General features: G+C 53.6%; 10 protein-coding genes and 1 tRNA gene. 8 read left to right on the forward strand and 3 right to left on the reverse strand.

All coding sequences use genetic code 11. The features are described 5' to 3' along the window. Positions 1 to 354: 354 nt before the first annotated feature. The 3 genes from INF68_RS14775 to ldtA all read left to right on the forward strand — a co-directional run bounded on the left by INF68_RS14775 (position 355) and on the right by ldtA (position 4485). Complete coding sequence (locus INF68_RS14775) at positions 355 to 786, forward strand: universal stress protein (protein WP_029741859.1); 432 nt, start codon at positions 355 to 357, stop codon at positions 784 to 786. Between the two features lie 47 nt (positions 787 to 833). After that, positions 834 to 3527, forward strand: coding sequence for a cation-transporting P-type ATPase (locus INF68_RS14780; protein ID WP_047652427.1), 2694 nt, complete (start codon positions 834 to 836; stop codon positions 3525 to 3527). 61 nt (positions 3528 to 3588) lie between these two features. Then, the gene (gene ldtA, locus INF68_RS14785) at positions 3589 to 4485 is read left to right on the forward strand and encodes a L,D-transpeptidase (RefSeq protein ID WP_126787428.1); all 897 of its coding nucleotides are present in this window, start codon (positions 3589 to 3591) and stop codon (positions 4483 to 4485) included. A 145-nt stretch (positions 4486 to 4630) separates the two neighbouring features. Here the strand turns inward: ldtA and INF68_RS14790 are convergent. After that, positions 4631 to 4706, reverse strand: a tRNA-Asn gene (locus INF68_RS14790). Between the two features lie 320 nt (positions 4707 to 5026). On the opposite strand from INF68_RS14790, the gene nac reads away from it, so the two are divergent. Both nac and cbl read left to right on the forward strand, forming a co-directional pair. After that, positions 5027 to 5944 carry a nitrogen assimilation transcriptional regulator NAC gene (nac, locus tag INF68_RS14795; RefSeq protein WP_008499475.1) on the forward strand — a complete coding sequence of 306 codons (918 nt, stop codon included), beginning with the start codon at positions 5027 to 5029 and terminating at the stop codon, positions 5942 to 5944. 96 nt (positions 5945 to 6040) lie between these two features. Then, a complete protein-coding gene (gene cbl, locus INF68_RS14800) occupies positions 6041 to 6991 on the forward strand; it encodes an HTH-type transcriptional regulator Cbl (RefSeq protein ID WP_126787520.1) in 951 nt (316 codons plus the stop codon). 43 nt (positions 6992 to 7034) lie between these two features. Here the strand turns inward: cbl and INF68_RS14805 are convergent, their stop codons facing one another. Beyond that, the gene (locus INF68_RS14805; protein ID WP_126787519.1) at positions 7035 to 7643 is read right to left on the reverse strand and encodes a glutathione S-transferase family protein; all 609 of its coding nucleotides are present in this window, start codon (positions 7641 to 7643) and stop codon (positions 7035 to 7037) included. A 170-nt stretch (positions 7644 to 7813) separates the two neighbouring features. Between INF68_RS14805 and INF68_RS14810 the strand changes: the two genes are divergently transcribed. Then, positions 7814 to 8725 (forward strand): LysR substrate-binding domain-containing protein, encoded by a 912-nt coding sequence (locus INF68_RS14810; protein WP_126787518.1) that lies wholly within the window; start codon positions 7814 to 7816, stop codon positions 8723 to 8725. Between the two features lie 151 nt (positions 8726 to 8876). Here the strand turns inward: INF68_RS14810 and INF68_RS14815 are convergent, their stop codons facing one another. Continuing rightward, positions 8877 to 9797: a LysR family transcriptional regulator gene (locus tag INF68_RS14815; RefSeq protein WP_126787517.1), complete on the reverse strand. Its 921-nt coding sequence runs from the start codon at positions 9795 to 9797 to the stop codon at positions 8877 to 8879. A gap of 141 nt (positions 9798 to 9938) precedes the next feature. On the opposite strand from INF68_RS14815, the gene INF68_RS14820 reads away from it, so the two are divergent. Together INF68_RS14820 and INF68_RS14825 are read left to right on the forward strand one after the other, a co-directional pair. Further along, complete coding sequence (locus INF68_RS14820) at positions 9939 to 10328, forward strand: RidA family protein (protein WP_126787516.1); 390 nt, start codon at positions 9939 to 9941, stop codon at positions 10326 to 10328. A gap of 485 nt (positions 10329 to 10813) precedes the next feature. Then, positions 10814 to 11677 carry a DUF6387 family protein gene (locus tag INF68_RS14825; protein ID WP_001515479.1) on the forward strand — a complete coding sequence of 288 codons (864 nt, stop codon included), beginning with the start codon at positions 10814 to 10816 and terminating at the stop codon, positions 11675 to 11677. Positions 11678 to 11808 lie beyond the last annotated feature (131 nt).

Here is an 11808-nt window from a genome sequence, read left to right on the forward strand (position 1 = left end):
GGACAGGGGGTGACACTATTCTGCCAGAACAGTGACGACCATATAGGTAAATAGACCAATCGCCGTGCTGGCGATAATGGCAAGTGCAATAAACATACCCAGGCGGATCAGGCTTAAACCATACATACATTCCTCCATGAGCCGGAAGCGGTGGCTGACTATGAGCATAGTCGGCGAAAAGATAAATGTTAAATAACCATTATCAGTGGGCAAGCGCTAAACCTGATATTCCTGTGCTACGTTTAATATCATCCATCTCTTTTTACCGTAACTGGCATTAAGGGCAACCCCCTGCATTTAATGCGTTTTTTTGCTTCATTCACTCTCGTGTTGGTTATAAAAAGGATGCTCGATATGTATAAAAACATTCTCGTTCCGGTGGATGTCTACGAGACAAGCCTGGCGGATAAAGCGTTGCAGCATGCACAGTTTCTGGCGCAAAGCGCATCGGGTGACATTCATTTGCTGCACGTCATGCCCAAATTTTCAGCCGAACTGACGCGTGGTTTTATTTCAGATGCGCGCAAAATGGATGAATATATGATTAATAATTCGAAAGAAAAGCTGTCTGACCTGGTCAAAAAAGTAAATCTGCCAGAAGAGCGTGTTCATCTCCACGTCCGTAGCGGGAATGTTCGTGATGAGGTTATTAAGCTTGCGGATGAACTTGCCGTCGGCGCGATTATTGTCGGCTCGCGAAATCCAAATATTCAAACCCATTTGTTAGGATCTGAGGCGGCAAGTATTGTTCGTTACGCCCATGTTCCTGTTTTCGTTATTCGTTAATTACATGAAAGCAAGGTGATTTCTGAATAGAACCTGAGGAAGGAACGATGAAAACAGGAAAACCTGAACGTCCGTATTATCAACAAACCGTTGACGAAACCCTGTCGAATATCCACTCCACTCTGGAAGGACTTAGCGGCACTGAGGCATCAGCCCGACTTCAGCAGCATGGTGAGAATGCGTTGCCGCAAAAAAAGGGCAAACCCGCCTGGCTGCGCTTCCTGGCGCATTTTAACGACGTATTGATTTACGTTCTGCTGGTGGCCGCGTTGCTTAAGCTCTTTATGGGCCACTGGGTAGACATGTTTGTGATCCTTGGGGTTGCCATCATTAACGCGCTGATTGGCCATATCCAGGAGAGCAATGCTGAAAAATCGTTGCAGAGTATTCGCAATATGCTCTCCAGCGAAGCCGTGGTGGTACGACAGGGGAACCATGAAACGATCCCCACCACGGCGCTGGTGCCGGGAGATATCGTGGTGATCCGCGCCGGGGATCGTATTCCTGCTGATCTGCGCGTGATTGAAGCACATAACCTTCGCGTGGAGGAGGCCATCCTGACCGGCGAATCCACCGTTGTTGAGAAAAACAGCGATGCGTTAAGCGGGGAACTGCCCTTAGGTGACCGGTATAATCTGCTCTATTCAGGCACCACCGTCAGCTCCGGCGGCGGTAAAGGCGTGGTGGTGGCAACCGGGGGTGAGACCGAGCTGGGCCACATCAATCAGATGATGTCCGACATTGAAAAGCACCGCACGCCGCTGATGGTGCAGATGGACAAGCTCGGTAAGACCATCTTCATCACTATCCTGGTGATGATGGTGGCGCTGTTTGTCTTTAGCCTCCTGTTCCGGGATATGCCGGTTTCTGAACTGGTGTTGTCGCTTATCAGCCTCGCCGTTGCCGCCGTGCCGGAAGGCCTGCCGGCCATCATCTCCATTATCCTTTCGCTTGGCGTACAGGCCATGGCGCGTCGCAAGGCCATCATTCGCAAGCTGCCTACGGTTGAAACGCTGGGGGCGATGACGGTCATCTGCTCGGATAAAACCGGCACCCTGACGATGAATGAAATGACGGTCAAAGCGGTGATTACCGCTGACACGACCTATCGCGTGGAGGGCGACAGCTACGAACCGGTGGGGAATATTCACCCCGTAGATGACCCAACGCCCGTCAGCGTGACGCAGGGTTCCCTGCTGGAACGCTACCTGCGCACCATTGACCTTTGTAATGACAGCCAGCTGATCAAAGACGAGCAGGGGCTGTGGAAAATCACCGGGGGCCCAACCGAGGGCGCGCTGAAGGTGCTGGCGGCGAAAATCCCGCTCCCACCGCTCGATACCGAAATGCGCAGCAAAATCCCGTTTGATTCACAGTATAAATACATGTCCACGCTGTACCGGCTGGGCGATGAAGAGGTGATTTTAATCACCGGCGCGCCGGACGTCCTGTTCCGCCTCTGCCAGTACCAGCAGACGAATGACGGACTGCAGCCGTTCGATCAGCCTTACTGGGAAGGGAAGATTGAAGAGTATGCCCGGGAAGGTCTGCGCATGGTGGCCGCGGCCTGGAAACCTGCCCGCGAGGGGCAACGCGAGCTGGATCACCCGGACCTGCATGATGGCGTGATCCTGCTGGGTATTGCTGGAATGATGGATCCGCCGCGTCCGGAGGCCATTACCGCCATTGCCGACTGTCTGCAGGCCGGGATCCGCGTGAAAATGATCACCGGCGACCACCCGCAAACGGCCATGAGCATTGGGCAAATGTTGGGGATTGGTAACGCCGCAAGCGCTATCACCGGACGTGAGCTGGAAGCGATGGACGATCGTCAGCTGAGCGACGCCGCGCAGCAGTACGATATTTTCGCCCGAACCAGCCCGGAGGATAAATTCCGCCTTGTGCAGGCCCTGCAAAGTAAGCAGGAAGTCGTGGGCATGACCGGGGATGGCGTAAATGATGCCCCGGCGCTCAAGCGGGCGGATGTGGGTATCGCCATGGGGATTAAGGGGACGGAAGTGACCAAGGAGGCCGCCGACATGGTGTTAACGGACGACAACTTTGCCACCATTGCCAGCGCGGTGCACGAGGGACGCCGGGTTTACGACAACCTGAAAAAGACCATTCTGTTCGTTATCCCCAGCAACATCGCGCAGGCTCTGCTGATCATCATCGCGCTGCTGGCGGGGAACCTGATCCCGCTGACGCCGGTCCTGATCCTGTGGATGAACATGGCCACGTCAGCAACGCTGTCGTTTGGCCTGGCGTTTGAAGCGGGTGAGAAGGACATCATGAACCGGCCACCGCGCAAGGCTAATCTCCATGTGATGGACGGCTATGCCATCTGGCGCGTGGTGTTTGTCGGTCTGATGATTGCCATTAGCGCCTTCGTGCTGGAAGCCTGGCTACAGCCGCGCGGCTATTCGGCGGAATTTATCCGCACCGTGCTGCTGCAAACCCTGGTGACCGCGCAGTGGTTCTACATGCTTAACTGCCGCGTGAATGACGGCTTCTCGCTGAGCAAAGGCCTGCTGGCGAATAAAGGGATTTGGATCGTGAGCGGCGTACTGCTGGCGCTACAGCTTCTTATCATTTACGCACCGTTCATGCAGATGCTGTTTGGCACCGAAGCGCTGCCGTTCCGCTACTGGGTCATCACCTTCCTGATTGGTTTTGTGATGTTCCTTATTGTCGAGGCGGAGAAAGTGCTGACGCGCAGGTGGCGCAAAACCGAAGCGTAATAGCGTAAACTGAGAAAGCCTGCCTGAGTCCGGGCTTTCTCTTTTTTGAGCGCAGAAAACTATGATTCGACTTACCTGGTTCGTCCTTACGCTGTGTGCCGCTGTACCCGGTGCGTTTGCCGTAACCTATACGCTTCCGCCGGAAGGCAGTCGTCTGGTAGGTACCCCGATTACCATCACCGTTCCCGAAGGCAATACGCTGCCTCTGGAAGCCTTTGCCGCGCAGCACGGGCAGGGGCTGAGCAACCTGCTGGAAGCAAACCCGGGCGTGGATCCTTTTTTGCCCAAACCTGGCACCCGGCTGGTGATCCCTCAGCAGCTGATTTTGCCCGACACCGTCCGCGAGGGCATTATCGTGAATGCGGCAGAAATGCGCCTCTACTACTACCCGCCGGGCGGTAACACCGTTGAAGTGCTGCCCATCGGCATCGGTCAGGCCGGGCGCGAAACCCCGCGTAACTGGGTGACGGCCGTTGAGCGTAAGCAGGAGGGGCCAACCTGGTCTCCGACGCCGAACACGCGGCGTGCCTATGCGGCAGAAGGGAAAACGCTGCCGGCATTCGTGCCCGCCGGGCCGGATAACCCGATGGGGCTGTATGCGATTTATATCGGCAGGCTGTATGCTATTCACGGTACAAACTCGAATTTCGGCATTGGGCTGCGGGTAAGCCAGGGCTGTATCCGTCTGCGTAATAACGACATCAAGTATCTTTTCGATAATGTTCCCGTAGGCACCCGCGTGCAGCTTATCGATCGGCCCGTAAAGATGACCACGGAGCCGGACGGCAGCCGATGGGTGGAAGTTCACGAGCCATTATCACGTAATCGTGCGGAGTTTGAATCAACCCGGAAGGTGCCGCTGCCCATCTCCGCCGCGCAGCGGACGCAGCTGATAAACGAGGGGGCGGGCGCTGAGCTGGAACGGCGGTCGGGGATGCCGGTTAAGATTGGCATGTGAAGGGATAGTGCGGGCTGGTGCCCTCACCCCAGCCCTCTCCCACGGGAGAGGGTGCAAACACTAAAAACGGCAACCCGGTTGCCGTTTTGCATTTACCTTGCGCAGAAAAGCAAAAAGCCTGCTTTAAAAGCAGGCTTTTCAAATTTGGCTCCTCTGACTGGACTCGAACCAGTGACATACGGATTAACAGTCCGCCGTTCTACCGACTGAACTACAGAGGAATCGTGTGAACGGGGCGCATATTATCGACCTGCGTTCGCCTTGTCAAAGGCTGGATCAACGCCTTTTGATCGTTTGCTGACAAAATCGGCAAAGTGATGTTTTTGACAGCGGAATGCACCGTCATGGTGCGGGTATACCCCTAATGGGGCAGATCTTAAACTGCTGTTTCGGTAATAAAACCCCCCTCTGTAATTAGGTTTCCTTATTTTCAGGCGCTTAGCGAACAATTTAGACCGCCCGGTAAAAGTGGCATTCATATTGCAAAACCTGTTCAACAACGACAGCCGGTTCCGGCACAGCATTTCGAACAGGGGGCAAAATGAACTTAAGACGACTGAAATACTTCGTAAAAATCGTCGATATCGGCAGCCTGACTCAAGCGGCAGAAGTGCTGCATATCGCGCAGCCTGCGCTGAGCCAGCAGGTGGCTACTCTGGAAGGCGAGATGGATCAGCAGCTGTTGATCCGCACCAAACGCGGCGTCACGCCAACGGAAGCAGGCAAGATCCTGTATACCCATGCGCGCACCATCCTTCGCCAGTGTGAACAGGCGCAGCTGGCGGTGAATAACGTGGGCCAGACCCTGAGCGGGCACGTGTCTATCGGCCTGGCGCCGGGAACGGCCGCGTCCTCTATTACCATGCCGCTGCTGCAGGCCGTTCGCGCCGAGCTGCCTGAAGTGCTGGTCTACCTGCACGAAAACAGCGGTTCCGTGCTGAATGACAAACTGCTCAACGGCCAGCTGGATATGGCGGTCCTTTACGATCGCTCCCCGGTCGCCGGCATCACCAGCCAGCCGCTGCTCAAAGAAGATCTCTACCTCGTGGGGACCCGCGACTGTCCGGGCCAGAGCGTAGACCTCACCGCTGTGGCAGAGATGAACCTCTATCTGCCGCGCGACTACAGCGCCGTGCGCGTGCGCGTGGACGAAGCGTTCTCCCTGCGCCGCCTGACGGCAAAAATTATCGGTGAAATTGACTCAATCTCCACGCTCACCGCGGCCATTGCCAGCGGAATGGGCGTGACGGTTCTGCCGGAATCCGCAGCCCGCTCGCTGTGCAGCGCGGCGAACGGCTGGATGGCGCGCATCACCACGCCTTCGATGAGCCTGCCGCTGTCGCTGAACATGTCTGCACGCGGTTCGCTGTCGCCGCAGGCGCAGGCGGTAAAAGAGATTTTGATGTCGCTGGTCAGCAAGCCGTCGCTTGAGAACCGTGAACTCCAGCTTGTGAGCTGATATTCCATAAAAGCATAAGATGCTGGTTTTTATTATTTGTTCTGCAGCGCGGCTGACTCTAACAATAGAGCTATGTCAGATGCGCCGGAGTGAATCGTGAATTTCCAGCAACTTAAAATTATCCGTGAGGCGGCCAGGCGGGACTATAACCTGACCGAGGTCGCCAATATGCTTTATACCTCTCAGTCCGGCGTCAGCCGCCATATCCGCGAGCTGGAAGAGGAGCTGGGTATAGAGATCTTTATCCGTCGCGGCAAGCGGCTGCTCGGCATGACGGAGCCTGGTAAGGCTTTGCTCACCATCGCAGAGCGGATCCTCAACGAGGCCAGCAACGTGCGTCGTCTGGCGGATCTCTTTACCAATGACGCCTCGGGCGTACTCACCATCGCCACCACCCACACCCAGGCGCGCTACAGCCTGCCGCCGGTGATTAAAGCGTTCCGCGAACTTTTCCCCGACGTCCGTCTGGAGCTCATTCAGGGCACGCCGCAGGAAATTGAAGTGCTGCTGCAAAACGGTGGGGCGGATATTGGCATTGCCAGCGAGCGCCTGAGCAACGACCCGCTGCTGGTGGCGTTCCCCTGGTTCCGCTGGTACCACAGCTTATTACTCCCGGTCGATCATCCGCTGAACCAGGTTTCTCCTCTGACGCTGGAAGACGTCGCGAAATGGCCGCTGATTACCTACCGCCAGGGGATAACCGGACGTTCGCGCATAGACGAGGCCTTCAACCGCAAAGGGTTAACGCCGGACGTGGTGCTGAGCGCGCAGGATTCTGACGTGATCAAAACCTACGTCGAGCTGGGTCTCGGCATTGGTCTGGTGGCGGAACAGTCCGGCGGAGAACGCGAGGACGGGAGCCTGCTGCGTCTTGATACGCGTCACCTGTTTGACGCCAACACCGTATGGCTTGGCCTGAAGCGCGGGCAGCTGCAGCGCAACTATGTGTGGCGCTTTATCGAACTCTGCAACGCCGGGCTGTCGGTGGATGAGATTAAACGCCAGGTGATGGAACCGGAAGAAGTGGCGATTGATTATCAGATTTAGGCGCTGGTTTGCCCGGTAGCGCTGCGCTGACCGGGCTCATCGCTTAGTTGAACGGATATTTTTTAAAGACCGCCTGTGATTCAAATGATTCGGCAACCGCCTGAATCTCTCTAAAATCCGCTGCGTTAACGACGTGCGGAATCATCGACTGAATAAACGTCCAGACAACGGTGCTCGTGACGGCAACCTGATCGGGATCGGCGGAGGCCGGACGCGTCTTCAGCAAGGCATTCCATTCCCTGCAGGCCGCCAGCAGCTGGGTTGTAATGCGTTCGACCCATAAAGCGTGCTGCTTTTCCACCGGGCGCTGGTGGTGTTCATACACATTTTGCACGGCTTTCTCCGCGGCGGCGAGGATAAAGCCCAGCGTCTGAAGATCGTTTGCCAGCGCATCCGGCGCGACGGGCAGGAGTCTCCGCTCGGGTGCGGCCTGAGCCTCGAAATAATTCAGTATCAGCGACGAATCCATCAAACGTATCCCGTTATCCAGAATCAGCGTGGGCGCTTTTACCGCGGGGTTGATTCGGGAGAACGCTTCGAAAGTGCTAAAGACCGACAGCGGTTGGCTTTCAAACTCAACGCCATAAAGCTCAAGGGAGATCGCCACGCGCCGTACATAAGGTGAATCCATCATGCCAACAAGCTTAATCATCGTTGCCGTTTTCCTGTCTCTGTGAAATAACGCGTCATTGAAGAGGATGAACAGACAGTACAATATAAACTTCCTGGCGAATATCTTCAGTATCTTACCGTAAAGGTTAGTATTACTGACATGTGGGCAAGTTGCCGTTATACATCCAGCGCGGATAAGGGAGAGCTTTCATGTCGGATTTTCCACCCATTGCCAGTTTGCGAAGCTTTGAAGCCGTCGCCCGTCTTGGCAGCGTGACGCTGGCGGCGAAAGAACTCCACGTTACCCATTCCGCAATCAGCCAGCAGATCAAACTGCTGGAGGAGATGGTGGGCGTAAAGCTCTTTATCCGTCAGGGACGCGGGGTGCAGATCAACGAAGAAGGGCGGCTCTATGCCTTACAGGTACGCGAGGCGTTGAACCATATTGCGGATGCCACCCGGCTTGTACAGGTGAAGCCGAGAAAGCAGGAGCTGACGCTGGCGATGGTGCCGTCTTTTGGATGCCACTGGCTGTTGCCGCGTCTGGAACGCTTTCGGGCGAAATATCCGCTTATCACCCTTCGGATCCAGGCCAGCCTGACGGTCACCAGCCTGCAGCAGGAGGGGATAGACATCTCGATACGGATGGGGAAAGGAAACTGGGAAGGGAGTGAAAGCCAGTACCTTTTTTCCGATGAACTCATTGTGGTGGCCGCGCCTGGCTATAACGACGGTGTGTTGCCCGCTACGCCGGCTGAGGTTGCAAAAAGTCATATTATTTTTTCCATGGAGTCGTGGAAAACGTGGTGCGTGAATGCGGGGCTGGAGAAAGAGATCGTGCCTGGCGGTTTATGCATTAACGACTCCAATATCATTATCGAAGCTGTTCGGCTCGGGAAAGGGATCGCGCTGGAGCGCCGCTCTCTGGTTCAGGATGCCATCACCCGGGGGGAATTGGTCCAGCTAACCTCCATTACCGCGCCGTATCCCTGGCCTTACTGGCTGGTGACAGCGCGGTCAACGGAGACGAAGCCGGAGGTGGCTCTTTTTGTCGCGTGGCTGGATGAGGAAGTGGCGGCCTGGCGGCAGTTGGTGGGTGCCGCGGAAAGCAACGGCCAATAGAAAAGCAGGCTTTTCAAATTTGGCTCCTTTGACTGGATAGCCTTACCCAAAGTTGGCTAAGTTGTAAGCCAACTTTGAATTCCCTTTCTGTCAAAACGCCACGATGACCACCAGTCAACTCTAATGTGCGGATCAGCGGGCTGAGATGCAGTTATTTATTGGCGGAAGTGGGGGCATGCTGCTGCATCAATTCAACGATCCAATCAATAAAAACGCGCAGTTTGGCGTTAACGTGGCGGTTCGGCGGAAAGGCCAGATACAGGGGCATTGGAGCAATACGCCAGTCTTCAAATAGCGGAATCAAGGAACCACATGCCTGATGCGCTGCCGCCATATAGACGGGTAGCGCAACCACGCCTAATCCCGCGAGCCCGGCTTCGAGGTAGGCGTTGCCATCATCCACGGCAAGCACATAGCTTCCCGTGATTTCAATACGTTCACTCTCACCGTGCAGTACCAGAGGATCAATCTTACCGGTGCGTGAGGACAAGAATCCCACTATGCGATGGTCCGTGTTTTCCAGCTCTCGCGGGTGCGCAGGGGCGCCGAGGCGTTCCACGTAGCTCGGTGCGACGTAAACACCGATTTGCAAATCGCCAACATGGCGAGCGATCAGGGACTGGTCGTTGATTTCGCCGCCCCGCACGACGCAATCCACGTTGTCGCCGATCAGATCCACCATCCGGTCACTCACGCCCATGTCGAACTGGATATCAGGGTAGCGCGCGTGAAAAGCCGGTAGCGCGGGCACCAGCACCAGGCGGGCGAGAGGCGTGGGCACGTCTATCCGTAGCCGTCCTCTGGGCGTAATTGCCGCACTGGACAGGCTGTTTTCAGCATCTTCCATGTCCGCCAGCAGGCGGATGATGCGCTCGTAGTAGACCGCGCCATCAGGAGTCACACCGAGCCTGCGGGTGGTGCGATGGAGCAGCTTTACGCGCAGGCGCGCTTCCAGCTGTTGAATCAGCTGCGTCACCGTGGTTTTGCTCATATGAAGCGTTTGGGCAGCCCTGGTGAAACTGCCTGCCTCTACCACGCGAGCAAAGGCGCGCATCGCATCGAACCGATCCATCCCTTGTCCTCTCTTTTTACCGATTGTTTGGATATTACAAACAATGATGGACAAAGTCGCTTGTTTATCCGCCCGATCTGGGGCCTGTAAAGTGTCTTTATGTTCAGCGGACAGATTTCGCCCCATTACAAAGGTACTAACATGACAATACGCGAAGCAGTTTTTCCCTTCGGACGGCAGGCGCTCTATGAGCGCAATCGGTATTCACCCGCCATCAAATCTAACGGCTTCCTGTTTGTTTCGGGGCAGGTTGGTAGCCGGGAGGATGGTTCGCCTGAAGAGGATCTCAACGCACAGATCCGGCTGGCATTCGATAACCTTAACGCTGTTCTTACGGCTGCGGGCTGCACGTTCGATGACGTAGTTGACGTTACCCTCTTTGTCGTCGATCCCGAGTCAAACCTCGACGCTATCTGGAGTATCCTGCCAGAATATTGGGGGGAAGCGCCTTATCCGACGTTGACCGGGATCGGCGTGACGTGGCTGTACGGATTCCAGTTTGAGATTAAGGTGATTGCCAGGCTGCCCTAAGCGACAGGAGCTTTTTGCCATACGGAAAATTATCCGAACGCAGAAAAGCAAAAAGCCTGCTTTAAAAGCAGGCTTTTCAAATTTGGCTCCTCTGACTGGACTCGAACTTCATCTACATCTCCTGTTATTACTGCCTTTGTTAAATATAGCTATATATTTACCAACATATTTACCATCATTATTGTTTTCTTGTGGTAAAAATGTCAATTAAAAACAATTTGTTGTTGTCATAATCATCTGACTATACGTATCTAAATTTTCTTTCATTATCAACATGATGTTGTCGTTATTTTTGTTAAAATAAATGATGAAAAACAATTGGTTATTTTTTATTAAATAAATCATGTTTAGTCAAGGTGAAAGCACTGACCTCCAAGGTCACTTACTGTGCTCACACCATTTTGAAAACCCGCTCCTCTTTTCCACTTTCTCTATCATGTTGAATGGGCTAACGTTTAGGAAACACAAAAGCAATCGGTAGAACAATGACTACACAAAAGGAAATGGAAGAAATCAGGGCAGCGTTATCTTGGTTTGATGTACGCCGATATGATGGCCTGAAAGACCTCACCTTAGAACAAATCTATGCAGAGCTTGAAAGACGGATGTTGGCTTACAAAACAAGACAACAATGGGAAACAGCAGGCAAAGATAATCAAATGCAAGCGATATACCATGATGCCACAATCCGATGTGGTGATGTGATACTTAAATCAGACTGGATTTCAGACAATCACAGACTGTCGCATAGCTATGCTGTAAGACCAATGACCAGAGTTCAATTGTTCAACTATGGGCGGGCTATGTATCGGCTGGAGACTTCAGAGCAAACAGACCCTGTTGCAGTGAGTTCCGACTACATCTCTGAGTATCTGAAACAAGGAGGCATGAACCCTGCTAACAAGATGCTGATTGAAATTGACTTGGAAGAAGCCAGCAGTGACGATCTCGCAGAACATCTGAAAGTACTGATTGCTCTATGGCAAAAGCACCTGAAAACGCCTAAACCCCCGAAACGAAAATTTAGGTTTGGTCATAAGACCTTTGAAAGAATACTTGATTACAAAGTCATCCCTTTGATGGATTTGATCTCATGGGAACAGCTCTACAACGAAGGTAAGAACATACCTTTCACCATTTTAGCTGACATCCTGCATGGGAATAATGGGGTCAGAAGTAGTGAGAACATCAAAGATACTGATTATGATTACGCGAAAAGTTATCTTGATAACGATGAGTACTTCAAGGTTTTAAATGATTTTTACATTAAAAATAATATGTTGAAGGATTGGGGTATCGTTGATGTGATAACACTTAACGATAAATCCTCGGATAAAAACAAAAAGTAAACACAAGGGATGTTCACAATCTGCGAACGTCCCTATAAAGAGTATCCCCTCCAAAATTTCCGCGAAACTCACGGTTGGTGAACATCCCTAGTTTAGAACCAGCCAAAATCCTAGAATTATCTCCATCGAAC

This window comes from Enterobacter cloacae complex sp. P16RS2, assembly GCF_014982155.1.
GTDB lineage: Bacteria > Pseudomonadota > Gammaproteobacteria > Enterobacterales > Enterobacteriaceae > Enterobacter > Enterobacter cloacae_M.

Coding starts and splice junctions, on each gene's coding strand:
- INF68_RS14815 (WP_126787517.1), bottom strand. CDS start 9,797: ATGGATCGGTTCGATGCGATGCGCGCCTTTGCTCGCGTGGTAGAGGCA.
- INF68_RS14775 (WP_029741859.1), top strand. CDS start 355: ATGTATAAAAACATTCTCGTTCCGGTGGATGTCTACGAGACAAGCCTG.
- INF68_RS14810 (WP_126787518.1), top strand. CDS start 7,814: ATGTCGGATTTTCCACCCATTGCCAGTTTGCGAAGCTTTGAAGCCGTC.
- INF68_RS14780 (WP_047652427.1), top strand. CDS start 834: ATGAAAACAGGAAAACCTGAACGTCCGTATTATCAACAAACCGTTGAC.
- INF68_RS14825 (WP_001515479.1), top strand. CDS start 10,814: ATGACTACACAAAAGGAAATGGAAGAAATCAGGGCAGCGTTATCTTGG.
- nac (WP_008499475.1), top strand. CDS start 5,027: ATGAACTTAAGACGACTGAAATACTTCGTAAAAATCGTCGATATCGGC.
- INF68_RS14805 (WP_126787519.1), bottom strand. CDS start 7,643: ATGATTAAGCTTGTTGGCATGATGGATTCACCTTATGTACGGCGCGTG.
- ldtA (WP_126787428.1), top strand. CDS start 3,589: ATGATTCGACTTACCTGGTTCGTCCTTACGCTGTGTGCCGCTGTACCC.
- INF68_RS14820 (WP_126787516.1), top strand. CDS start 9,939: ATGACAATACGCGAAGCAGTTTTTCCCTTCGGACGGCAGGCGCTCTAT.